This window comes from Stutzerimonas kunmingensis (assembly GCF_014764705.1).
Lineage (GTDB): Bacteria > Pseudomonadota > Gammaproteobacteria > Pseudomonadales > Pseudomonadaceae > Stutzerimonas.
Map to the genome: position 1 here is coordinate 103,390 of NZ_JACXXG010000012.1, position 21,551 is coordinate 124,940.

The following is a 21,551-nucleotide window of genomic DNA, read 5'->3' on the forward strand; positions in this document are numbered from 1 at the left end:
ACCTGACATCGGCGGATGGCGGGCGTAGAATCCGCGCCGCTTCGACTGTCCTGCCCCTCGATTCCATCCGCTCCCGCTGCCATCCTGCTCGCTTCGCGCAAGCGGGCCGCGTGCGTCATGGCATTCGGGCAGGAACCGTCGCCCTTACACCCTCATTCGTCGCGCTTTGCTTCGACTGAATCGATACCAGACCCACTTCTCCATGAACGAATCGCAAAGCTCCCCGGCCGGGAGCTGGCTCAGCGTGATCGCACTGGCGCTGGCCGCCTTCATCTTCAACACCACCGAGTTCGTCCCTGTGGCGCTGCTCAGCGACATTGGCCGCTCGTTCGACATGCCGCCATCCCAGGTCGGGCTGATGCTGACCATCTACGCCTGGGTGGTTGCGTTGATGTCACTGCCGATGATGCTGCTGACGCGCAATTTCGAGCGCCGCACGCTGCTCGTCCTGGTCTTTGTGGTGTTCATCGGCAGCCATCTGGTTTCGAGCGTGGCGTCTAGCTACGGCATGCTGATGCTCAGCCGGATCGGCATCGCCCTGGCGCACGCGGTGTTCTGGTCGATCACCGCATCGCTGGCGGTGCGTGTCGCACCCGCAGGCAAACAGGCGCAAGCCTTGGGCCTGCTGGCGACCGGCAGTGCGCTGGCGATGGTGCTGGGCATTCCGCTGGGGCGCGTGGTGGGCGAGGCGCTGGACTGGCGCACCACCTTCCTGGCCATCGGCGTGATCGCCGCGCTGGTGCTGGTCGTCCTGGCGCGGACGCTGCCATCGCTGCCGAGCCAGAATTCCGGTTCGTTGCGCAGCCTGCCGGTGCTGTTCAAACGCCCTGCGCTGTTGACCGCCTATGCGCTGACCGCGTTGGTCATCACCGCGCAATTCACCGCCTACACCTACATCGAGCCCTTTGCGCAAACCGTCGCGCACCTGAGCGGCGACATGACCACCGTCCTGCTGTTGCTCTTCGGCGGTGCCGGTCTGCTCGGTTCGTTGCTGTTCAGCCGATACAGCGCGCGCTATCCGAGGGGCTTTCTGATCGCGGCGATCGCGGCCATGGCGATCTGTCTGCTGCTGTTGCTGCCAGCCTCGCTTGACAGTTCGCTGCTCGGTGCGGTGGTGGTGATCTGGGGGATCGCGGGGATGTGCTTCGGCTTGGCCGTGCAATCGAAGGTACTGAACCTGGCTTCGGACGCGACCGACGTTGCCATGGCCATGTTCTCGGGCATCTACAACGTCGGAATCGGCGGCGGCGCCTTGCTCGGCAGCCTCGTTGTCAGCCATCTGGGGTTGCGTGAGATTGGCGTCGCTGCCGGCTTGCTCGCGGTCGCCGGCCTGTTGCTTTGCAGCCTTGCGACCTATCGCTTAGCCAGGCCTGCCAGCGGCACGGCGGTGTAGCTGGGTTACGTGTGATCCGCTGCCGGGCTTGGTTGTTGCGGTGGGATCAGCAGGCTTCCGCAGAGCTAGCTTGGAAAGCTGTGGCTATTCATGCGTAGCGGTGCTTTCGAAAGATGCCTGCGGTGTGCTGTGGGCGGCCTGGGTGCGTGCGATATCCAATGCCGCACGCTCCAGGCAGCGGCCGATTACCCGGTCACGATGCTGGTTGCTGCGGATGCCATCCAACAGGGCTAGAACCACATATGTAACCGTGGCTAACGCCAGCACGAATACGATGCCTTTTCCGGCGATCCAGGTATCGGTCAGCTTGATGACGTCCGTCGACAGACTGACGATCGCCGATACCAGCATGACGATGACGAGATTCTGGGAGACCCAGCGTTCCTGAGGTGGCGGGCCGGCGATCTCGGCGATGCGCGCCAACTCCTGAATGTCCGCTGCGTTGAGCCCGCGCTCTACAAGGGTATTTCGGAACAGGGCGTAGCGCAGCAGTCCTTCGCGGCGTAGAAAACCGTAGCGGTTCAGCGTTTCACGGGCATAGATATCCCGGTAGTACCACGCGCAATAGCGCTCCCGGGCCAGCAGCATGCCAAACAGAGCAAGCAGTGCGCCGGCCATGGCAGCCAACCCCTGCAAAGGTGACTGGCTATTGAGCAAGGTCCCAACCAGCAATATGCCCACAGCGATCGTCAGCGCCCAGGAAGGCCAGACCATGCGCAGCCCGCCATGCGTGAAGCTCGCCGTGAACACGCCGGGTTGGCATTGTCGATAGAGCGAGCGGATCTCTGCCCATGTCGCAAGTACAGTCACGGCAGCGCCTCTCCGGATGTATGGACGTCAGGCGTGCGGCTTGTTGCGGATTGTCTTCATCAGATCGTCCGGCGTGATGTGCCCGACCACGCTGCTGCCGCTGCCCGGCAGCGGCAGGTCGAGGATATGGCCCTTCATCTTGCCCACCACATGCATCTCGCAGGGCTTGCAGTCGAAGGTCAGGGTCAGCACTTCATCGCCGTGCACCAGCTGCATCGGCGCGACCTTGGTGCGCACCCCGGTGACGCCCTTGGCCTGCTTCGGGCAGAGGTTGAAGGAGAAGCGCAGGCAGTGCTTGGTGATCATCACCGGCACCTCGCCGGTTTCCTCGTGGGCCTCGTAGGCCGCATCGATCAGCTGCACACCGTAGCGGTGATAGAAGACGCGGGCCTTCTCGTTGTAGACGTTGGCGAGGAACGACAGGTGCGACTCCGGGTAGACCGGCGGCGGCACGCTGACCGGCTTGCGCCCGCCGCGCGGACGGATGCCTTCGCGCGCTTCGCCCAGCGCCTCGATGGCTTCGCGGCGCAGCGCCTTGAGTTGCGAGTTGGGGATGAAGAAGGCCTGCGGTGCATCCACTTCGACTTCTTCGGCGTGGTAGATGGTGGTGCCCAGCTGGCTCAGCAGATCGGCGATCTGGCCGGGCACCTGCTCGGGCTTCTTCGCTTCGCCGAACGGGCCGGCCAGCGACACGCTGGCATAGGCGCCTTCCTCGCTGGTGACGTGCAGCTCCAGCTCATCGGCGCGCAATTTTGCCAGCCAACGTACGCCGATGCGGCGCTCGGCGGAGGTCTTGAGCAGCGCGTTCTGCCAGTTGTGGTCCAGGTTGCGATTGAGTGGATGGTTCGGGCGTACCTGACGCATGGCGGCGGGCATTTCGTTGGGTTCGACGCGGTATTGCCAGAACGACTGGCCGTCTTCCTCGAACTGCTTCAGCGGCTCGACCACGCTGGCGCGGAAACCCACCACCTCGCGCTTGATCAGCACGTTGAGGCCGTCACCGTTGGACAGCGGCTCGCGGGTCTGCACAGTCAGATCATGCTTGCCGACCTTGAGTACTTCGCCGACGGCGAGGCCGGTGAAGGTCGGCGAATCGAAGGCGCCGATGTCGATCTTGCGGTCGGTAACGAAGTAGTCGGTGCTGCCGCGGTGGAAGGTCTTGTCCGGGTCCGGCACGAAGAAGTGATCGGTGCGGCCGCTGGAGGCGCGGGCCAGGTCAGGGCGTTCGGCGAGGATGCCGTCCAGGCGCTGGCGGTAGTAAGCGGTGATGTTCTTCACGTAGCTCACATCCTTGTAGCGCCCCTCGATCTTGAACGAACGCACGCCGGCGTCGACCAGGGCGCTAAGGTTGGCGCTCTGGTTGTTGTCCTTCATCGACAGCAGGTGCTTTTCGAAGGCCACCACGCGGCCCTGATCGTCCTTCAGCGTGTAGGGCAGGCGGCAGGCCTGGGAGCAGTCGCCGCGGTTGGCGCTGCGCCCGGTCTGCGCGTGGCTGATGTTGCACTGCCCGGAAAACGCCACGCAGAGGGCGCCGTGAATGAAGAACTCCAAGGTCGAATCCACTTCATCGTAAATCGCGCGGATTTCCTGCAGGTTCAGCTCGCGGGCGAGAACCAGCTGCGAGAAGCCGGCCTTGTCGAGGAACTTGGCCCGTTCCAGCGTGCGGATGTCGGTCTGGGTGCTGGCATGAATCTCGATGGGCGGAATATCCAGCTCCATGATGCCCATGTCCTGCACGATCAACGCATCGACGCCGATCTCGTACAGCTGGTGGATCAGCGTGCGCGCGGTTTCCAGCTCGTCGTCGTGCAGGATGGTGTTGATGGTGACGAACACCCGCGCATGAAACAGGTGGGCGAATTTCACCAGCTCGGCAATGTCCGCCACGCTGTTCTCGGCGTTGTGCCGCGCACCGAAGCTCGGGCCGCCGATATACACCGCATCGGCGCCATGCAGGATGGCTTCACGGGCAATGCTGGCATCCCGGGCGGGGGCGAGCAGTTCGAGATGGTGCTTGGGCAGGGACATGGCGCGGACCGGATCTGAATCGAAAGGCGCGCATTGTAATGGCTTGCGGCCGGTTTGGGACTGGCCGCCGGGCCAACCGCGGTGTGCGGGGACAAACGGCCCGCTGCTACTCAAGGTCACTCGAGCGTTTGGTAGGCGTTGCTACACCGGTGCCTGGCACGATCACCCATCGAGTCAGGCTGGCGTCGTGGCGCTGCTGTCAAAGCCCACCCAGCAGATCGTGCGCGTCGAGCAGGCGCCAGGCGATTTCCGGCTGTTTCTCCAGCCCGCGGCGTACGGCGGCGGCGATGGCGGGGCGGGTCTTGCGGCAGAGGCCGGGCTGTTCGGCGAACTCGATGGCGATGCCACGCATGCTGCGCACCTCGTTGTGGCCGGGGGCGACGGTCATGCGGATGCCGAGCTGGTCGAGCATGCGTTTCTGCACGCGCTCGAGATCGTCCAGGCTCTGCACGTTTTCCAGACGTTCGAGCAGGCGGCGTTCCTCGTGACGGGTCAGCATGAGAATGCGCACGTCGGCGCCGGCTGTTTCCAGCAGCTCGTCACGCCGGCAGGTGCAGGTGCCGGGCGGGCAGGATGGGCGGAGCGGCGGCAGGCTATTCATGGCTTTCGATCATAGCCAAGCCGGCGCAATGCGCACAGCCAGTGGCGTTGTGCCTGCCCGGTGATGACAAGTGTGGCAGCGTCGCGCACCATGGCGCTTCATTTCTGCGCCGGGTGCGCCTCGTTCCGTCAGGGATTTAGCTGGAGAACTGTCATGCGTGTTCTGTCATCCGTCCTGCTGATCGCAACCTTGTGCGTTGCTGGCGCTGCTGTGGCCGAGGAGGCCCGCCTGGTCGAGGCGATCAATGCCTACCGTGGTGAAGTGCAGCGCTGTGGCGACAAGGCGAGCGAAGAGCTGCCGCCGCTTACCGCCGACTCGCGCCTGAATCTGCCGGTCGATGGCGCAGGCGACCTGCAGCAGGCACTGTCCCGCGCGGGCTATCCGATGGTGACGGTGCAGGCGATCACGCTGTCCGGCCCGCGGGATGCCCAGGCCGCGATGCAGGCGCTGCGCGAGAGCTTCTGTCGGGTGATCCTCGACCCGCAGTTCGCCGATATCGGTGTGAGCCGCAACGGCCGTGACTGGCGCATCGTGGTGGCGCGGCCGTTGCTCGATGGTCGTCTGGGTGACTGGCAAGCCGAAGGGCAGAAGCTGCTGGAGCAGATCAACACGGCCCGCGCCTCCGCCCGCCGTTGCGGTAAGCAGGACTTCGCCGCAGCCGGGCCGCTCAGCTGGAACGAGACGCTGGGCAGCACCGCCGAAGCCCACAGCCGGGCCATGGCCAACGGCAACTTCTTCAGCCATCTGAGCGAAGATGGCCGCACCCCCGGCGACCGCGCCGAGCTGGCGGGTTACGCCGGCAGGCAGGTTGGCGAGAACATTGCCGCGGCGCTGCCGACTGCCCGCAAGGTGCTGGACGGCTGGCTGGCCAGCCCCGGTCATTGCGCCAATCTGATGAATCCGCAGTTCAGCGAGCTTGGCGCGGCCTACGCGGTCGATCCGCAGAGCGACGCGGCCATCTACTGGACGGCGATGTTCGGCGCGCCTTGAGCAGTCGTTCAGCGACCACCGCCAAGCCGCTTTCGGCTCGATTGTTGAGCGATCCGGCCGAGCGCGCTGTCAGACGAACCTGTTCCCATCACCAGGGTTGCCCTTGACCGATATCCCTACCCCCGAGCAACTGCCCGCCGTGCTGGCGGGCCCGCTATTGCGGCGTCTCGAGCCTGGCCTTGTGACGTTCTGGCTGGTCGGCTCACGGCCGCTCGAGCTGTCGCTGATTCTCGAAAGCCCGGCGGGCGGATTGCAAAAATCTGTGTCGCTCGATGAGCTGAGCTGCCAGCGCCTGCCGATCGGCAAGCACGCGGTATTGCATCTAATCGAGTTCGTGCCGGACGCACCGCTGCCAACCGATTGCCTGATCGAATACGACCTGCGCATCCACGATGGTGCAGGGGAGCAGGGCATCGCCGGCTGGGCGCCGCATCTGCTCTACGACGGCGCGACGCGGCCGAGCTTCGTCATCAAGTCGCGGCTCGATCGTGTGCTGCATGGTTCCTGCCGCAAGCCGCACCATGCTGCGGCAGATGGTCTGCTGTGTGTCGACGAACTGCTGAGTGACGCGCTGGACAGTCCGGCCGAGCGCCCGGCCGTGCTGTTGATGACGGGCGACCAGGTCTATGCCGACGATGTCGCGGGGCCGATGCTGGTGGCGATCCACGCATTGGTGCGCCGGCTGGGGCTTTATGGCGAACAGCTCGAAGGCGCGGTGGTGAACAATAGCGATGAGCTGATGACCCATCCGGCCAGCTATTACCGTCGCGAGCAGCTGTTGCCCGCATTCAAGTCCAACGAGGCGTTGCGCGAGCGCTTCTTCGGTGGCGTGGAAAAGCCGGTGTTCACCACCGCCAACGGGCAGAACCATCTGATCAGCCTGGGCGAGGTCATGGCGATGTACCTGCTCGTCTGGTCGCCGACGCCCTGGTCGCTGATCGCCCCGCAGATGCCCGCGCTGGAGCCAGCCGAGGGCGAGCGTTACCGGAGTGAAGAGGCCTGCCTGCAAGGTTTTATCGCGGGACTGCCGAAGGTGGCCCGCGCCCTGGCTCATATGCCGTCGCTGATGATCTTCGATGACCACGACATCACCGACGACTGGAATCTCTCCGCGCGCTGGGAAGAGACTGCCTACGGCCATCCGCTGTCGCGGCGCATCATTGGCAACGCGCTGCTCGCCTATCTGCTGTGTCAGGCCTGGGGCAACGATCCTACGCGTTTCGCCGAGTTGCTGCCGCCGCTCCATGAGCTGGTGGCGACGGCGAGCGATGGCTGGTTGGATTGCGCGACGCAGGATCAGCTGATCGATACGCTGTTCAGGCTCGACGGCTGGGGCTACGAGCTGCCCACCGATCCGCCGCTGGTGGTGCTGGACACGCGCACCCGGCGCTGGCGCAGCGAGCGCAACCTCAGTCGACCGTCAGGGCTTATGGACTGGGAGGCGCTGAGCGAATTCCAGCAGAACATTCTCGACAAACCATCGGTACTGATCGTCTCGCCGGCACCGATGTTCGGCGTCAAGCTGATCGAGGCGGTGCAGCGCGTGTTCAGCTGGGCCGGCCAGCCGTTGCTGGTCGATGCGGAGAACTGGATGGCCCATCGCGGCGCCGCGCACGTGATGATGAACATCTTTCGCCACACGCGAACGCCGGGAAACTATGTGGTGCTGTCCGGCGACGTGCATTACTCCTTCGTCTACGAAGTGCACATCCGTTCCCGCGATAGCGGGCCGTGCGTCTGGCAGATCACCAGCAGCGGCGTGAAGAACGAGTTTCCACGGCGCCTGCTGGACTGGTTCGATCGCCTCAACCGCTGGCTCTACGCGCCCTGGTCGCCACTGAACTGGCTGACCAAGCGCCGCCGGCTGGAAGTCGTACCGCGCGTGCCTGACCGCAGCAACGCCGGCGAACGGCTATGGAACGGCTCGGGTATCGGCCTGCTGGTGCTCGACGAGCAGGGCAGGCCGCGTGAGATCTACCAGTTGAATGCCGATGGCACGGCACCAGTGGCGTTTCTTGCCGAGCGCGCTCGTCCTCGTGGCGAGGCTTAGTCGCGCGTGCCCCGCGGGATCACGCGCGTCGCTCCACATCGCTGACCGCCATCCGTTCGGATCGCAACTCCTCCAGGGCATGGCGGGTGATCTGTACCGCCGCGCTGATAGAGAGCAACGCCATGATCGTCGCCACGATCAGGTCGGGCCAGCCGGCACCGGTGCCGAACACCCCCAGCGCGGCCAGCATCACCGCCAGGTTGCCGAGCGCATCGTTGCGGCTGCATAGCCAGACGCTACGCATGTTGCTGTCGCCTTCGCGGTAGGCGTAGAGCATGGCGGCCACCGCGATATTGGCCAGCAGCGCGATCACGCCGACGACGCCCATGGTCGAGGCATGCGGCACGCTGCCATCGACGAAATTGCCAATCGCGACCACCAGGATGAACACGCCGAACAGGCCCATCGTCAGCGCCTTGGCCAGCGACGCCCGCGCCCGCATCGCCACGCCCAGGCCCAGCACGAACAGGCTGACGCCGTAGTTGGCCGCATCGCCGAAGAAATCCAGCGAGTCCGCCAGCAGCGATACCGACCCCGAGCGCACGCCTGCGCCGATCTCGACACCGAACATCGCCAGGTTGATCAGCAGCGCAATCCAGAGAATGCGCCGATAGCGTCCGCGTGCAGCCGTGGTGGCGCAGCCGCCGCTGCAACAATTTCCCGCCATGACATCGCCTCCAGTTGTCGATGGCGCTACGCTAAACCCTGTAGCCACTACAGGGTCAAGCGATGCCACTCACCATCGGCAAACTCAGCAAGGCCACGGCAGTGAACGTGGAGACCATCCGCTATTACGAGCGCATCGGGCTGCTTGCGGCACCGTCGCGCACCGAATCCGGCTATCGCACGTTCAGCGAGCAGGACGCCGCGCGGTTGCGTTTCATCAAGCGTGGGCGGGAGCTGGGGTTTTCCCTCGACGAGATCCGCACCATGGTCGAGCTGGCCGACCAGCCCGAGCATGCCTGCACCGATGTCGATCGCCTGGTGCAGACGCATCTGGTCGAAGTGCGCCAGCGCATCGCCGATCTGCAGCGGCTCGAAGCGGAGCTGCAGCGCTTGGCGGGCTGCAGCGAATCGTCGGTCCGCGAGTGCCGCATCATCGAAACCCTGACGGGAGTGCGTCGGCCTTAGGTCCGCGGTTGCGCGACTCGGTGCGCACGCACCGCACATCGAGATGTCCAGCGCTGACGAAACGCACGGTCTGCCTTCGGGTTCCAAGGCAATGTCACCAAAGCCCATTGTTGCCAGAGGACAGCTGCCATGATCGATCCAGACGACCCGCTCAAGGGTGGCTTGACCCCGCCGGACTACGACGAGTACGGCGATGTGCCGGACTCGGGCGAAAACGATTCAGGCACCGATTCGAACGACCAACCGGAAGCCGATCAGAGCCCGCTCGGCTAGACGCCGGCCAGGCGTGACCTCGCGTGAATGTTCATCCACTGGACAATTCGACCCGCCCGGCCTAAAAAGGCGCGCTGCGCCGAGAGGCGTGAGCGCCAAGCGGCAGCAGCGTGTTTTCCAGAGCCAGGTGAATCGTGAGAAAGAAAAAGCCCGTAGACCCCGTCCGCCAAGCCCAGAAGAACCGTGCCCATCGCATCGGCTGGCTGATTGCCCTGGCTGGCATCGTGGTGGGTTTCGCGCTGGTGATGATGAAATCGGCATAGCCAGTACGTGCCGGCGGTTTCCGTAGCCGCTCACGACGCTGCTGAAAAGCACAGTGCTTTACGAGTGCGGCCGTGTGCAGCAGACAGCCCGCGGCTGTCAGCACGGGCTGCCGGCACCGAATTATCGCGAGAGGAATACCATGCCGACCTACGACTACCGCTGCGAAGCCAATGGTCAGGTTTATGAAGTTCGCCATGCCATGGCGCTACGGCCGAAAACCTGGGGCGAACTGCGCGCAGCCGGCGCGCTGGCCGAAGATTCGAACATTCCGGGCGACGCGCCGGTGACCAAACTGATGACGGCTGCCGGGGTGGTCAACAGCCGCGTATTGAAGAATCCGGAAGCGCCGGCATGTGCCCGTGGGGGCTGTGCCGGCAACTGCCGCTGAGTTCAGCCGCGGACATGGATGCGGCGTCGCTAGGGTGGAAAACGGCGAAGCCTTTTCCACGCGATTTCCCGGGTTGTTTCGTTAGTAACGCATCTCCAGCGTGACCCGGGTCGGTTCGCCGGCGGGCACCTCGAATGCGCTGTCCTCGAAGGACGGCGGGCCCATCACCTTGGGATTGTTCGACAGCCCGTAGCCTTCCGTTGGGATCATGCCGAAGCGGCGGTCCAGCTCGCCGTTGCCGTTCTCGTCATGGTAGGCCAGCACCGCGTAGCGTCCGGGCGGCAGGTCCTTGAACACCAGGGTCACGGCTCCCTGCTCGGCCTTGGCCTTCTGCGCGGCGAACGCCTGGTCGTCCTTGCGGAAGGTTTTCGCGCTGGAATATACCGCTACGGCCACCTGGCCCTTGTCGTGTTGCAGGCCGTCGAGGGTGACCTGCAGTTCCTCGGCATAGGCCGAGGGGACCAAGAGTGCGAGGGCAGCGCCCAGAATTGGAAGTGCTTTCATGCTGTGCTCTTGAAGTCGAGATGCGGAAATCGCCGGATTCAAACGTGGCCGGCGACGCTTGGAGTCGATCGCCGCCATCTTCAGCGAACAAGCGAAGCGTTGTCCACGTGCGGCGTGTAGCGCATCCATCGTTCGATCAGAACTGCGGCCCGGAGCGGGTGTTGTTGCCCTTGGCCAGGCGGTCGTAGAGCACCACGTTCACCGTCGCGGCGAGGTTCATGCAGCCGTTGGTGGGGATGTACACCACGTCCTCGCACCAGTCGCGGATTTCCTTGCTCAGCGAGCCGTCCTCGGCACCGAAGATGTACAGCGCGCGGTCCGGGTGCGTGTACTCGGGGAGCGAGCGGGCGCCTTCGACCAGCTCCACCGCAACCGGCACGCAGCCGAGCGGGAGAATCTTGCGCAGGTCGTCGATGTTGATCAGCGGAATGTCCTGATGGACCTTCTTGGTGTCGGTGACGAAGTCCTTGGCGCGGTCGTAGCGGGTGCCGGTGTAGAACACCGAAGCGGCGCCATAGCAGCCTGCGGCACGCATGATCGCCCCCACGTTGGACGGCGATTTCGGGTTGCTCAGGCCGATGCAGGCATAGCGTTTGTTGCTCACGGAAGGGGACTCGCGCGGAAAACGCGCGAGTATACGGGACGGTTTGGTCGGCAACGGGTTTTTAGCGCTGCGCGACCGGGTCAGGGAATGAGCTTGCTCGCCCGCAGCCTGGCGAAGACATCGAAGAACGCCTCGTCGCTGGCCTGGTAATCCAGAAAGCCGAGCTTGCGACTCTTCGACATGTCCGTCACCACCTCGATCGGGCGGCCCAGATCGGCATCGGTGTGCCACGGCGAGATAAGCGTGCCGATGTCCGCCTCGGCGAGACCGAACTGCTTCGCCATGTCGCTCCAGATTGCCGCGTCGCCCGCCATCTGCTGCTCCAACGGGGCCGGACCATCGAACGGCGCGGCGTCGATGCCGAACCACTCGGCAATGCGCGACCACATCCATTTCCAGCGAAACACGTCGCCATTGACGACGTTGAAGGCCTGGTTGGCGGCTGCCGGCGTGCTGGCGGCCCAGCGCAGGTGCCGGGCGAGCTGAGCGGCGTCGGTCATGTCGGTCAGGCTGTGCCACTGCACGTCCGAGCCCGGAAAGCGGAAAGGCCGCCCCGTATGGCGGCAGATGGAGGCGTACACGGCCAGCGTGGTGGCCATGTTCATGGCGTTGCCGACCGCGACGCCGGTGATGGTGTGCGGGCGATGCACGCTCCAGCTGAAGCCATCGCGCTCCGCCGCGGCGAACACCTCATCTTCCTGGGCGTAATAGAAGTTCTCGACATCCAGCCGCCCCTGTTCCTCGCGGAACGGCGTCTGCGGCAGCGCACCCTTGCCGTAGGCTTCGAACGGGCCGAGGTAGTGCTTGAGGCCGGTGACCAGGGCGACATGGCGCAGCGTACCAGCCGGCCGGACGGCTTCGAGCAGGTTGCGTACCATCTGCGCGTTGACGCGGATATTCTCCGCCTCGCTGGCCTGGCGCGCCCAGGTGGTGAGAAAGACGTGAGTGGGTGAAACGCCGGCCAGCGCCGAGGCGAGCGCCTTGGGGTCCAGCAGGTCGGCGCTGATCGGCGTGACACCCACCTCGGTATTCGGCCGGCGAGCCAGTCCCGCCACGTTCCAGCCTTCATCGGCCAGCAGGCGCGACAGCGCGCTGCCGACAATGCCGCTCGCGCCGACCACCAGTGCTTGATTTGTCATGTGCAGACCCCCACAAAGCGAAACAGGCCTGCACCTTACCCACTCGAAAATGCCGATCCAAGTCGGCACCAAATGGTGACCATCCCCCATGCAACCGGGCTCTGACGAAGAACAATGGCGCGAAGACTGCGCACCAAGACGCGTGCTCGAGCTCTTCTCCACCAAGTGGACCAGCATGATTCTGCACACGCTGCATGCCCGGCACGATGGCACCGCACGCAGCGGCGCGTTGCATCGGAGTCTGCCTGGCATCTCCAAGAAAATGCTGATCCAGACGCTTCGCGAACTGGAGCAAAGCGGCCTGATCGAGCGCCACACGCTTGATTCGGTGCCGCCGGCGGTGAGCTATGCGCTCTCGCCGCTGGGCCAGCTGATGGTTGAACCCATCGAACTGATCTACGACTGGGCAAGGCAGAACTCCGGCGCGCTGGATCAGCTGCAGCCCAGAAGCACGTCGCGCAGGCGGGGCTAGATCGCGTTGACGATCTGCTCGCGCAGCCATTGATGGGCCGGGTCGCGATGGGCGCGTTCATGCCAGAGCATGGCCATTTCGTAGCCTGGAATCTCCAGCGGCGCCTCGACGACCTGCAGTGCAGCGCCTTCAACCAGCCTTTCGGGCAGCATGGCCACCAGGTCGGTGCTTTCCAGTACCGAGCGCAGGAACAGGAAATGCGGCACCGACAGCACCACGCGCCGTTGCAGGCCATGCGTGGCCAGGGCATCGTCGGTGGCACCGTGAAAGCCGCCGCCATCCGGCGAGACGATCACCTGATCCAGTGCGCAGAACTGCTCTAGCGTTGGCCGTCGCCGCAGGCGCGGATGCCCGGCACGGCCGGCCAGTACGTAGCGCTCGGTGAACAGAACGCGGCGGCGCAGGCTGGATGGCGATCCGTCGACGGTGTGCAAGGCGAGGTCGATATCACCCTGTTCAGCCTGGCGGGCGATGCGCGAAGGCTGCATCTCGACCACGGCGATGCGGGTGCCCGGTGCCGCGGACCGCAGGCCTGCCAGAGCGGGTAGCACAATGGCCGACTCGCCATAGTCGCTGGCTGCGATGCGCCAGACGTTCTGCGCGGCGCCAGGGTCGAACGGGCTGGCTGGGGCGACGGCTTGCTCCAGCGCCTCCAGCGCCAGGCGCAGGGGCTCGCGCAATTCTTCTGCGCGTGCAGTCGGGCGCATGCCCCGTGGCCCAGGTATCAGCAGAGGATCGTCGAAAATGTCCCGCAGCTTGGCCAGGTGCACGCTCACCGAGGGCTGGGAAAAATTCAGGCGCTCTGCGGCGCGGGTGACATTGTGCTCGGCCAGCAACACGTCCAGGGTCACCAGCAGATTCAGATCGAGACGTCTGAGATTATTCACGGCAATACCTGAGATATGGCTTATTCATTTCAAACATACCTGGGCAAGCCACATTCTGCAGCCGTCCCGCTACGGAGGTTTCCCATGAATGTTCTGCTTGTTTATGCCCATCCCGAACCGCGCTCGTTGAATGGCGCGCTGAAGGAATTCGCCTTACAACGCCTGCAGGCGGCTGGCCATCAGGTCCAGGTTTCCGACCTGTATGCCATGGGCTGGAAGGCCGCGATCGATGCCGGCGACAGCCTGGATCGCGACCCCGAAGCGCGTTTCGATGCTTCCGAGGATTCCCGACGCGCGTTCGCCAGTGGCCGGCAGAGTTCTGACATTGCGGCTGAGCAGGACAAGCTGCGCTGGGCGGATGCGCTGATCCTGCAATTCCCGCTCTGGTGGTTTTCGATGCCGGCGATCCTCAAGGGCTGGGTCGACCGGGTATATGCCTACGGTTTCGCTTATGGCGTCGGAGAGCACTCGGATGCGCGCTGGGGCGATCGCTACGGCGAGGGCTCGATGGTGGGCAAACGGGCGATGCTGATCGTGACTACCGGCGGCTGGGAATCACACTACAGCCCGCGGGGAATCAACGGGCCCATCGAGGACCTGCTGTTCCCCATCCATCACGGCATCCTGCATTACCCGGGCTTCGATGTGCTGTCACCGTTTCTGGTGCACCGCACCAGCCGTATCGATCCGGTGCGATTCGACACACTCCGCGAAGAGCTGGGCAAGCGACTGGACGACCTCTGGCGCACTGAGCCCATCGCCTATCGCAAACAGAACGGCGGCGACTACGACATTCCGGCGCTGACGCTCAGGGCCGAGGTGGCGCCAGCGCAGGTCGGCTTTGCCGCGCATGTCGAACAGCCGTAACAGCTCCAGGGGCAGGGGTCGTGCTTTGTCGTTACGTCGTCAGAGTTCCTTGGCGAACCGTTCGACCGCACTGACCACCTGCTTGGCGGCGTCCTGAATCTCGACGATCACCGCGCCGGCCTGGTTGGCCAGCCCCAGGCCCTGCACCGCCTGTTCGCGGCTGGCGAACATGTTGCGCACGGCTTCGTCGGCCAGCGCCTGGTTCTGTTGCACCACATTGACGATCTCGTCGGTAGCGGTGCTCGTTCGCGCGGCCAGTTGCCGGACCTCGTCGGCAACCACCGCGAAACCGCGGCCCTGGTCGCCAGCCCTGGCGGCCTCGATGGCCGCGTTCAAGGCCAGCAGGTTGGTCTGTGCGGCGATGCCACCAATGGTCTGGACGATGGAGCTGATCAGCAGCGACTGCTTGCCGAGCGCCTCGATGCCATCGGTGGCGGACTGCACCTGGTCGGTGATCTTCTGCATCGTCACCAGGGTGTCCTTCACCACGCTGGCGCCGCGCTCGGCACTGACGTCGGTCTGCAGCGAGATGTCGTAGGCGACGCCCGCGGCTTGCCGCACTTCTGCCTCACGCATGACCTGATCGGTCACCACGTTGGCGAACTTGACCACCTTGTAGAGGTTGCCTTCGGTGTCGTGCACCGGGTTGTAGGTCGCCTCCAGCCAAACCTCGTGGCCGTGGCGGTCGACACGCTTGAAGCGGTCGGCGACGTACTCGCCGCGATTGAGTTTCTGCCAGAACGCCTTGTAATCCGCCGAAGCGGCATCTTCCGGCGCGCAGAACAGACTGTGATGTTTGCCTTTGAGCTCCGCGAGCGAATAGCCCATGGTCTGGAGAAACTGCTCATTGGCCGTGACCACCGTTCCGTCCAGATTGAACTGGATCACCGCGGTCGAGCGGAGCAGGGCGGTGATGAATGCCTCGTTCTCCTTCGCCCGGTACACGGCTTCGCTGATATCGCTGCCGAAACCCTGAATATGCGAAAGCTTCCCGTCGGCCGTTGCGATCGGATACCAATGGATCTTCAACCAGGCGAGGCTGCCGTCGGCGCGCAGGTACCGATAGTCGTCGCTGACCGGCTCGAGCTTGGCCACCGCGGCGCGAAAGTTGTGAAAGCAGGGCAGGTTCTTCACATAGGGCGGAACGATCTCGGCCAGGGGCCGGCCCTGGAGATGCCCGTGTGAGTAGCCCAAGGTACTGGCGAATCGATCATTAAACGCGCAGATCTTGAAGTCGGTATCCAGCGTGAGCGAGAGCATGTCACTGTTCATCTTGCCCATGAGCTGGCGCAGGATTGCCAGCTCGGCATCCTTGGCTTCCAAATCCTTTTTCAAGCGGTTGTTAAACATGCAGGGCATCCAATCGATCTAGTTGTGCTTCGGATATCGGCGAAGAGTGCGGGCGCTTGAGCGACTTCGTGTCGCGCCAGCGAAAGCCGTTGAACCGACGCGGTGCGTGCCGAAGCGAGTGAAAGAGTGCGATTACCATGCGTTTGTCTTCGCCCCACATGTGATGTGAGCCGTCATCGCCCTCAGAGCTGATCGGCAACTGCCTTCTTGTCGATCACCGACCACACGTTGCGGATCTTTCCCTCGAGGAACTCGTAGAAGACGTTTTCGGTAAAGACCACTCTCTTGCCATTCACAGCAAAGCCAAACAGTTCGCCTGTGGGCGTGCAATCGAACCGCAGCTGTGCCGCCACATGGGGCGGCTCGACGATGAGCAGCCCGATGTTGAACTGCAGATCGGGGATCGCCCGAACGTCGCCGTCGAGCATCTGGCGATAGCCGTCCAGCCCGACGAACTGGCCGTTGTAGTGCACCTCGTCATCGACGAAGCGCTCCAGCTCCGCCCAGCGCCTGCCGTTCAGACAGGCGATGTAGCCTCGGTAGCAATCAGCGATCTCGTCGCCAGTCATGATCGTTCCCCGCAAAGAAAGTCCGGTAGTCAGGCTAGCGACTGGCTCGATATACGCCAGCCGCATCGACCGGCCGCACTGGCTGAGGTTATCTGCTCGGCACCGATTACCTGGTCAGTCGAGCACCACGGCGTGGCCCTCCAGAGGATTGATGTCGCCTTTGATCAAGGATTCGGCCAGCGCCTGTGCGGACTCCAGACCAGCGTGTTCGTGCACCTGCATCCAGGGCTGCTGCGCATCGCTCACCCGAGCGATGAAGGCCAGCTGCGCCTCGTTGAAGCGGCGGGTCACCTCGGCGGGGCCCCAGTCGGCGTTGCGTTTCTTGATCTGATAAGGCGCGAAGTAGGGCTGTGGCTGCGGACCGGCCAGCGTTGCGTCCGTCTTTCTGTATTCGTGGTTCTGGGCTGACCCGGCGAAGCAGTCGTACACCAGGGCATCCTTGAAATGGTTGTGGATCTGCCGGCGTAGATCGGCGCTGCCGGAGAAGTCGACGTAGAGCGTGGGCACGCTCGGGTCCAGCGAAGCGAGCTGGTCGTAGCCCAAGGCCTGATGGTAGCAACCCAGGCTTTGCACGAAGTCCGTGTTGCCGGCGGAAGTCAGCCCGATCAGCTGCACGGCCGGGTTGTCCTGCAGGCAGAACGCCGTGCCGTACGCGGTCTTGCTCGAGGCGCTCGACATCAGGATCTGGCGCGCGCCGAAGAAGGCGTTGTCGTCTAGGAAATCGGCCAGCATGAAGGAGGTGATGAACAGCGGCCGCAGCAGCATCTGGTAGTTTTCGCTGCCGGCACGATAGGCGGCGTCGCTGCTGATGCGCTGGTACTGGTTGTAGGCCGAGGTGAGTTCGAGTCGGTGTTCGGCGCCGTCGTAGAAACCGCGCTCGGAGACGCGCACCGGCTGCATCACGACATGGCTGGCTATCGGCCAGAAGCCATAGAAGCGTTCGCCCTTCGCCAGGCCATCGACGGTGCTCTCCACGACTTCGGCGAAGCCCCACGCCGGCATGTGGAACCACTCGCTATCGCCGGTGGGGTAGAAGTCCCAATAGCGCAGGTGAGGTGTCTCGCCGAATGCGGCGTAGGTGACATTGTTCGTGGTCAGTGCCAGCCGGCTGATACGCAGCAGGGCTTCGCCGGCTTTCAGCTCCGGCATCGGTCGCGTTTGAATGCGGGTCTGCTGCATGTCTTTCTTGTTGTTCTGCAACTGGCGGATGACGCTCATCGATGGCACCTTGGGTTCCAGAGTGTGTAAAAACACTTTTCTTATCGTGCGTGCTTCAGCCCATTGCTCTTGGGCGTGGCAATTTCCCGATTATTTACCGCGATCAGCGCCGGTAACGCTTCAGAGCGCATATGAAGCGCTTTGGCACCTCTTTGGGGCAGTAAAAGCCGGGCTTTTACGCCGCCATCGCCTTCAACAAGCCTTCGGTGCCGATGATTTTCATCACCCGCTTCAAGTTATAGGCGAGCACATTCAAGCTCATTTCAGCGCTCACCCCGTTCAGTTTTCGAGTCAGGAAGTGCGTTGCTCCCATCCATTGCTTGAGCGTCCCGAAGGGATGCTCAACAGTCCGCTTTCGAACCCGCATCATCTCCGGTGCTTGGTTCAGCCGGCGTTGCATTTTCTCCAGCACAGCTTCATGTTCCCAGCGCCTTACTCGACGATTTGTGCTTGGCGTGCACTGGGTTTTCAGCGTGCAACTCTGGCACTTTGAACTCCAGTAGCAGTGCATATTCATGCCTTTCTCAACGCTGGAGAATCGCCAGATCAGTGCCTCTCCCGCCGGGCAGGTGTATTCGTTTTTCGTCGGGTCATACACGAAGGCATCTTTGTTGAATCGGCCATCAGCCTTGGCGCTTGAAGTCATTGGCTTAGGCACGTAGGCCGTGATGTTTGCGTCGTGACAGGCAAGGATTTCTTCACCCTTGAAGTAGCCTCGGTCAGCCACCACGGACAGCGTTTCTGCGCCGACAGCTTCACGAGCCTGCTTCGCCATTGAACTGAGTTGGTCACGGTCGGAACCGCTGTTGGTGACCTCATGAGCAACTATTAAATGGTGCTGCGTATCGACAGCCGTCTGCACGTTGTAGCCGACGATACCGCTGCCGCGCGTCATCATCGAACGGGCATCCGGGTCGGTCAGCGAAACCTGTTTGTCAGGGGAATCGTTGAGCTGAGTTTCGATCCCCTGAAGCTCTTTCATCTGCGCTTTGAGCTTGGCGATTTTATCTTCCAGGCTGGCAGTGTCTGGCACGGAGGCGCTAGGAGTCTGTCGATCAGCCGCATCGAGCGCAGCCAAATAACGGCTGATGCTCGCCTCGATTTCTTCCATGCGCCGCTTCAGTTTGGCGCTGGTGAAATTGCGGTCACGGTTGTTCACTGCCTTGAATTTGCTGCCGTCGATGGCAACCAGATTTTCGCCAAACAACCCCAACTGTTGGCACAGCACAACGAACTGGCGGCACACGCCGCGAATGGCTTTGCTGTTGTCTTTTCGGAAGTTGGCGATGGTTTTGAAGTCGGGCATCAAGCGCCCGGTTAACCACATCAATTCGATGTTGCGCTGGGCTTCTCGCTCAAGACGTCGACTAGATTGGATGCGGTTGAGATAGCCGTAGATATAGATCTTCAGCAAAATCGCAGGGTGGTACGCAGGTCTGCCGGTTTCGGCTGGAATGACGCCATCAAAACCCAGCGTGACCAAGTCGAGTTCATCGACGAAGACATCAACCACCCGTACCGGGTTGGTATCGCTGACGTAGTCGTCGAGGCTCTCGGGAAGTAAGGTGCTTTGCCCTCGGTGCTCACCCTGGATAAACCGTTTCATGGGCTTCCCTTGCGATGAAATTCTCAGAAATCATAGCAAGGATATGTCCGGGCGTTTTTACACACTCTGGTTCGTAAATGGACGGCTTCGACTCTATCCCTTTCGTTTCACCGCCGGGTTCGGATTTCATGAGCACACGATTGCCGAGCGCCAAGCCGCTCAAACGGCCGACTCAGCAGCGCGCCAAGGCCACCGTTCAGGCGATTTTCGACACCTATGTTCGGATATGGCAGCGCGACGGCTGGGCTCGATTGACGACCCGTGCGGTCGCACTCGAAGCCGGCGTGGCCATCGGCACCCTGTACGACTACTTCCCCAGCAAGCACGCCCTGCACTCGGGCTACGTGCGCTATTGCGTTGAGCAGCTGCTGGAGGCCATCGACGCGCAAGCGGTAGCGCCAACCGCGCTTGCCTGGCCCGAGCGCATCCGCCGACTGGTGCGCACCCTCGCCGGGATCGAGTCCCGACTGCCCTGGTTCCACCCGGATATGCTCGAACTGGAAACAATGGTGGCCGAGCCCAAGCATCAGCGTCGGGCCTACGAGGGTCTGCTGGGCGCCTGGCACCGGGTCATCGACGTGGCGACCGATCTGCCGGTACGCCCGAGCGCTGCGACGCTGGAAGCACTGCATCTTTCGGTCTGGGGCGGTCGCCGCTACGCGATGCTGGTGCAGCTTGAAGCGGAACGCATGCAGGCCTGGGCCGCCAGCATGGAGCACCTGTGCCTGCATACGCTCATGGGCGCGAACGAGCCGGCTTGACCTCGATTGTCCCGGGCGGATGCTTGCGACGGTGGGTAGGCGAAAAATTCAAGCATTGCGTCGAATTCGTTGTTCTTCGTTCGACTATCAAGGCCATCAAGGCAGATTCGCCACCAGAGGAGAACAGCCATGCCCGGCACCATCCGCCTCCACCGCGTCCTGCGAGCGACACCTGAGCGCATCTATCGCGCCTTTCTGGACCCAGACGCCAAGGCCAAATGGCTGCCGCCGAACGGCTTCATCGGCAAGGTGCACGAGAGCGACGCGCGGGTAGGCGGCCGCTACAGAATGTCCTTCACGAATTTCTCCACGGGTACCAGCCACAGCTTCGCCGGGAAATTCCTGGAGCTGCTGGAAAACCAGCGAATCCGTTACGAAGACACATTCGACGATCCGGGCTTGCCGGGCACGATGGAGGTGACGGTGACGCTCACCCAGGTTTCCTGCGGCACTGAACTGAACATCACCCAGGCAGGTATACCGGACGCGATCCCGGCCGAAGCCTGCTACCTCGGCTGGCAGGAGTCGCTGACGCTTCTGGCGAAGCTGGTCGAAGTGGAGATTCCGGACGAGTGACCGAGCGCCATCCGGCCCTATGGTGGTGGAGCGTCTGGGCACCCTGAGGGGGCAAGCGGTCCACCACCGTCCGGTGAATGTCCCGCATTGCGCCTGGCCACTACACAGAGGTGTGGTTGAGATATGATGCGCGCCCGCTGAAGCCCCCTCACACATCAGGTCATCATGCCCGGCGATGCTCTCTATACCGACTTGTCGGGTTACTACGACCTCATGTGCGCGGACATCGACTACCGGGCGCAAAGCCACTGTGTCCAGCGATTGCAGCAGCTGTTCGGCAACGGCGGGACTAGGCATCTGGACCTGGCTTGCGGTACGGGCCCGCACGTCCGCCATTTCATCGATGCCGGCTATACCAGCGGCGGGCTCGACATCAACCAGCCGATGCTGGACAGAGCCGCCGCGCGCTGTCCGGAAGCGCAATTTTCCCTGCAGGACATGTGTGGCTTTGCGGTCGAGCAGCCGGCGGATCTGATCACCTGCTTTCTTTACTCCATCCACTACAGCGCCGGGCTGGCCAGACTCGAGTCGTGCATCGCCAGCGCGCATGCCGCGTTGGCCCCCGGCGGGCTGTTCTGCTTCAACGCCGTGGACAAGCGCCGGATCGACAACGCGTCATTCGTCTCGCACACGGCCCGGCATGCGGACGGCCTGTTCACCTTCAGCTCGGGTTGGCACTACCCGGGGGAAGGGGAGCAGCAACTGCTGAGGCTGCGCATCGGCAGAACCGCGGCGGATCAAAGCCAGGTATGGAACGACGAACACGCGATGGTGGCGGTGAGTTTTGCCGAGCTGAGCGAGCTGCTGGCGCCGTACTTCGAAGTGCATGTGCTCGAGCATGACTACGAGAAGATCGTGCCCTGGGACGAGGTTTCAGGGAACGCGCTATTCGTCTGCGTGAACGCCTGAGCGGATGCGCGGATAGGGCAGGGGGCAGAAAAAAGGTTCATCGCGCTTTCCCGGGGAAGGCAGCCTTGATTTTCAGGAAAAAGTATTCCGAGTCCCGAAAACCATAGGCCATACGCTTGATCACCTTGATGCGGTTGTTGACGCCCTCAAGGACGCTGGTA

The 21,551-nt window shown here is 63.2% G+C and carries 25 protein-coding genes; 12 read left to right on the top strand and 13 right to left on the bottom strand.

Going from position 1 to position 21,551, the window contains the following annotated elements; genetic code table 11:
• The first annotated feature begins 202 nt into the window (after nucleotides 1-202).
• Nucleotides 203-1,393, top strand: coding sequence for a sugar transporter (locus tag IEG05_RS11805; protein ID WP_191122089.1), 1,191 nt, complete (start codon nucleotides 203-205; stop codon nucleotides 1,391-1,393).
• An 84-nt stretch (nucleotides 1,394-1,477) separates the two neighbouring features.
• On the opposite strand, the gene IEG05_RS11810 is transcribed toward IEG05_RS11805, so the two are convergent.
• The 3 genes from IEG05_RS11810 to IEG05_RS11820 form a co-directional block, all read right to left on the bottom strand.
• On the bottom strand, nucleotides 1,478-2,203 hold the full coding sequence (locus IEG05_RS11810) for a hypothetical protein (protein WP_046621773.1): 726 nt from the start codon (nucleotides 2,201-2,203) through the stop codon (nucleotides 1,478-1,480).
• 27 nt (nucleotides 2,204-2,230) lie between these two features.
• A complete protein-coding gene (locus IEG05_RS11815) occupies nucleotides 2,231-4,231 on the bottom strand; it encodes a peptidase U32 family protein (RefSeq protein ID WP_191122090.1) in 2,001 nt (666 codons plus the stop codon).
• Between the two features lie 199 nt (nucleotides 4,232-4,430).
• Entirely contained in the window at nucleotides 4,431-4,832 is a 402-nt protein-coding gene (locus IEG05_RS11820; RefSeq protein ID WP_014819968.1) for a hypothetical protein, read from the bottom strand.
• A 153-nt stretch (nucleotides 4,833-4,985) separates the two neighbouring features.
• On the opposite strand from IEG05_RS11820, the gene IEG05_RS11825 reads away from it, so the two are divergent.
• Both IEG05_RS11825 and IEG05_RS11830 read left to right on the top strand, forming a co-directional pair.
• Nucleotides 4,986-5,822, top strand: a complete 837-nt coding sequence (locus IEG05_RS11825; RefSeq protein ID WP_046621769.1) for a CAP domain-containing protein — start codon at nucleotides 4,986-4,988, stop codon at nucleotides 5,820-5,822.
• 139 nt (nucleotides 5,823-5,961) lie between these two features.
• Nucleotides 5,962-7,872, top strand: a complete 1,911-nt coding sequence (locus IEG05_RS11830) for a metallophosphoesterase family protein (RefSeq protein ID WP_052742225.1) — start codon at nucleotides 5,962-5,964, stop codon at nucleotides 7,870-7,872.
• Between the two features lie 19 nt (nucleotides 7,873-7,891).
• On the opposite strand, the gene IEG05_RS11835 is transcribed toward IEG05_RS11830, so the two are convergent.
• A complete protein-coding gene (locus IEG05_RS11835) occupies nucleotides 7,892-8,539 on the bottom strand; it encodes a cation efflux transmembrane domain-containing protein (protein WP_046621765.1) in 648 nt (215 codons plus the stop codon).
• A gap of 62 nt (nucleotides 8,540-8,601) precedes the next feature.
• Here IEG05_RS11835 and IEG05_RS11840 point away from each other — a divergent pair, with 62 nt between their 5' ends.
• From IEG05_RS11840 to IEG05_RS11850, 4 genes are all read left to right on the top strand, one after another.
• On the top strand, nucleotides 8,602-9,003 hold the full coding sequence (locus tag IEG05_RS11840) for a MerR family transcriptional regulator (RefSeq protein WP_014819972.1): 402 nt from the start codon (nucleotides 8,602-8,604) through the stop codon (nucleotides 9,001-9,003).
• Nucleotides 9,004-9,132: 129 nt separating this feature from the next.
• Nucleotides 9,133-9,276: a hypothetical protein gene (locus tag IEG05_RS11845; protein WP_191122091.1), complete on the top strand. Its 144-nt coding sequence runs from the start codon at nucleotides 9,133-9,135 to the stop codon at nucleotides 9,274-9,276.
• A 134-nt stretch (nucleotides 9,277-9,410) separates the two neighbouring features.
• Entirely contained in the window at nucleotides 9,411-9,539 is a 129-nt protein-coding gene (locus IEG05_RS23470) for a hypothetical protein (RefSeq protein ID WP_023445530.1), read from the top strand.
• Between the two features lie 140 nt (nucleotides 9,540-9,679).
• Nucleotides 9,680-9,928 carry an FmdB family zinc ribbon protein gene (locus tag IEG05_RS11850; RefSeq protein WP_046621763.1) on the top strand — a complete coding sequence of 83 codons (249 nt, stop codon included), beginning with the start codon at nucleotides 9,680-9,682 and terminating at the stop codon, nucleotides 9,926-9,928.
• Between the two features lie 81 nt (nucleotides 9,929-10,009).
• Here IEG05_RS11850 and IEG05_RS11855 read toward each other — a convergent pair whose 3' ends face one another.
• From IEG05_RS11855 to IEG05_RS11865, 3 genes are all read right to left on the bottom strand, one after another.
• Complete coding sequence (locus IEG05_RS11855; protein WP_042928039.1) at nucleotides 10,010-10,432, bottom strand: DUF2141 domain-containing protein; 423 nt, start codon at nucleotides 10,430-10,432, stop codon at nucleotides 10,010-10,012.
• Between the two features lie 136 nt (nucleotides 10,433-10,568).
• Nucleotides 10,569-11,036 (bottom strand): RNA methyltransferase, encoded by a 468-nt coding sequence (locus IEG05_RS11860; protein ID WP_003281467.1) that lies wholly within the window; start codon nucleotides 11,034-11,036, stop codon nucleotides 10,569-10,571.
• An 80-nt stretch (nucleotides 11,037-11,116) separates the two neighbouring features.
• Nucleotides 11,117-12,175 carry an SDR family oxidoreductase gene (locus tag IEG05_RS11865; RefSeq protein WP_046621761.1) on the bottom strand — a complete coding sequence of 353 codons (1,059 nt, stop codon included), beginning with the start codon at nucleotides 12,173-12,175 and terminating at the stop codon, nucleotides 11,117-11,119.
• A gap of 88 nt (nucleotides 12,176-12,263) precedes the next feature.
• On the opposite strand from IEG05_RS11865, the gene IEG05_RS11870 reads away from it, so the two are divergent.
• Complete coding sequence (locus IEG05_RS11870) at nucleotides 12,264-12,647, top strand: winged helix-turn-helix transcriptional regulator (RefSeq protein WP_046621758.1); 384 nt, start codon at nucleotides 12,264-12,266, stop codon at nucleotides 12,645-12,647.
• Here the strand turns inward: IEG05_RS11870 and IEG05_RS11875 are convergent.
• A complete protein-coding gene (locus IEG05_RS11875; RefSeq protein ID WP_046621757.1) occupies nucleotides 12,644-13,534 on the bottom strand; it encodes a LysR family transcriptional regulator in 891 nt (296 codons plus the stop codon). The genes IEG05_RS11870 and IEG05_RS11875 overlap by 4 nt on opposite strands.
• An 84-nt stretch (nucleotides 13,535-13,618) precedes the next feature.
• On the opposite strand from IEG05_RS11875, the gene IEG05_RS11880 reads away from it, so the two are divergent.
• On the top strand, nucleotides 13,619-14,401 hold the full coding sequence (locus IEG05_RS11880; protein WP_046621755.1) for an NAD(P)H-dependent oxidoreductase: 783 nt from the start codon (nucleotides 13,619-13,621) through the stop codon (nucleotides 14,399-14,401).
• 39 nt (nucleotides 14,402-14,440) lie between these two features.
• On the opposite strand, the gene IEG05_RS11885 is transcribed toward IEG05_RS11880, so the two are convergent.
• The 4 genes from IEG05_RS11885 to IEG05_RS11900 all read right to left on the bottom strand — a co-directional run bounded on the left by IEG05_RS11885 (nucleotide 14,441) and on the right by IEG05_RS11900 (nucleotide 19,144).
• On the bottom strand, nucleotides 14,441-15,751 hold the full coding sequence (locus tag IEG05_RS11885) for a methyl-accepting chemotaxis protein (RefSeq protein WP_046621753.1): 1,311 nt from the start codon (nucleotides 15,749-15,751) through the stop codon (nucleotides 14,441-14,443).
• A gap of 182 nt (nucleotides 15,752-15,933) precedes the next feature.
• Nucleotides 15,934-16,320 (bottom strand): ester cyclase, encoded by a 387-nt coding sequence (locus IEG05_RS11890; protein WP_046621752.1) that lies wholly within the window; start codon nucleotides 16,318-16,320, stop codon nucleotides 15,934-15,936.
• A gap of 114 nt (nucleotides 16,321-16,434) precedes the next feature.
• A complete protein-coding gene (locus tag IEG05_RS11895; RefSeq protein ID WP_046621825.1) occupies nucleotides 16,435-17,538 on the bottom strand; it encodes a DUF2855 family protein in 1,104 nt (367 codons plus the stop codon).
• A 175-nt stretch (nucleotides 17,539-17,713) separates the two neighbouring features.
• Entirely contained in the window at nucleotides 17,714-19,144 is a 1,431-nt protein-coding gene (locus IEG05_RS11900) for an IS1182 family transposase (protein ID WP_046622663.1), read from the bottom strand.
• A gap of 128 nt (nucleotides 19,145-19,272) precedes the next feature.
• On the opposite strand from IEG05_RS11900, the gene IEG05_RS11905 reads away from it, so the two are divergent.
• The 3 genes from IEG05_RS11905 (at nucleotide 19,273) to IEG05_RS11915 (ending at nucleotide 21,390) form a co-directional block, all read left to right on the top strand.
• Complete coding sequence (locus IEG05_RS11905) at nucleotides 19,273-19,905, top strand: TetR/AcrR family transcriptional regulator (RefSeq protein ID WP_046622583.1); 633 nt, start codon at nucleotides 19,273-19,275, stop codon at nucleotides 19,903-19,905.
• 129 nt (nucleotides 19,906-20,034) lie between these two features.
• Entirely contained in the window at nucleotides 20,035-20,481 is a 447-nt protein-coding gene (locus IEG05_RS11910; RefSeq protein ID WP_046622566.1) for an SRPBCC family protein, read from the top strand.
• A gap of 165 nt (nucleotides 20,482-20,646) precedes the next feature.
• A complete protein-coding gene (locus tag IEG05_RS11915) occupies nucleotides 20,647-21,390 on the top strand; it encodes a class I SAM-dependent DNA methyltransferase (RefSeq protein ID WP_046622569.1) in 744 nt (247 codons plus the stop codon).
• A 37-nt stretch (nucleotides 21,391-21,427) separates the two neighbouring features.
• Here the strand turns inward: IEG05_RS11915 and IEG05_RS11920 are convergent.
• Nucleotides 21,428-21,551 (bottom strand): transposase (locus tag IEG05_RS11920; protein WP_135960834.1); only part of this gene is annotated, 124 nt, incomplete at its 5' end.

Bases quoted from the DNA above. Each gene is read 5' to 3' on its own strand.
- IEG05_RS11805 (WP_191122089.1), top strand. From the start codon at position 203: ATGAACGAATCGCAAAGCTCCCCGGCCGGGAGCTGGCTCAGCGTGATC.
- IEG05_RS11815 (WP_191122090.1), bottom strand. From the start codon at position 4,231: ATGTCCCTGCCCAAGCACCATCTCGAACTGCTCGCCCCCGCCCGGGAT.
- IEG05_RS11820 (WP_014819968.1), bottom strand. From the start codon at position 4,832: ATGAATAGCCTGCCGCCGCTCCGCCCATCCTGCCCGCCCGGCACCTGC.
- IEG05_RS11825 (WP_046621769.1), top strand. From the start codon at position 4,986: ATGCGTGTTCTGTCATCCGTCCTGCTGATCGCAACCTTGTGCGTTGCT.
- IEG05_RS11835 (WP_046621765.1), bottom strand. From the start codon at position 8,539: ATGGCGGGAAATTGTTGCAGCGGCGGCTGCGCCACCACGGCTGCACGC.
- IEG05_RS11840 (WP_014819972.1), top strand. From the start codon at position 8,602: ATGCCACTCACCATCGGCAAACTCAGCAAGGCCACGGCAGTGAACGTG.
- IEG05_RS11845 (WP_191122091.1), top strand. From the start codon at position 9,133: ATGATCGATCCAGACGACCCGCTCAAGGGTGGCTTGACCCCGCCGGAC.
- IEG05_RS11850 (WP_046621763.1), top strand. From the start codon at position 9,680: ATGCCGACCTACGACTACCGCTGCGAAGCCAATGGTCAGGTTTATGAA.
- IEG05_RS11855 (WP_042928039.1), bottom strand. From the start codon at position 10,432: ATGAAAGCACTTCCAATTCTGGGCGCTGCCCTCGCACTCTTGGTCCCC.
- IEG05_RS11865 (WP_046621761.1), bottom strand. From the start codon at position 12,175: ATGACAAATCAAGCACTGGTGGTCGGCGCGAGCGGCATTGTCGGCAGC.
- IEG05_RS11870 (WP_046621758.1), top strand. From the start codon at position 12,264: ATGCAACCGGGCTCTGACGAAGAACAATGGCGCGAAGACTGCGCACCA.
- IEG05_RS11880 (WP_046621755.1), top strand. From the start codon at position 13,619: ATGAATGTTCTGCTTGTTTATGCCCATCCCGAACCGCGCTCGTTGAAT.
- IEG05_RS11885 (WP_046621753.1), bottom strand. From the start codon at position 15,751: ATGTTTAACAACCGCTTGAAAAAGGATTTGGAAGCCAAGGATGCCGAG.
- IEG05_RS11890 (WP_046621752.1), bottom strand. From the start codon at position 16,320: ATGACTGGCGACGAGATCGCTGATTGCTACCGAGGCTACATCGCCTGT.
- IEG05_RS11895 (WP_046621825.1), bottom strand. From the start codon at position 17,538: ATGAGCGTCATCCGCCAGTTGCAGAACAACAAGAAAGACATGCAGCAG.
- IEG05_RS11900 (WP_046622663.1), bottom strand. From the start codon at position 19,144: ATGAAACGGTTTATCCAGGGTGAGCACCGAGGGCAAAGCACCTTACTT.
- IEG05_RS11905 (WP_046622583.1), top strand. From the start codon at position 19,273: ATGAGCACACGATTGCCGAGCGCCAAGCCGCTCAAACGGCCGACTCAG.
- IEG05_RS11910 (WP_046622566.1), top strand. From the start codon at position 20,035: ATGCCCGGCACCATCCGCCTCCACCGCGTCCTGCGAGCGACACCTGAG.
- IEG05_RS11915 (WP_046622569.1), top strand. From the start codon at position 20,647: ATGCCCGGCGATGCTCTCTATACCGACTTGTCGGGTTACTACGACCTC.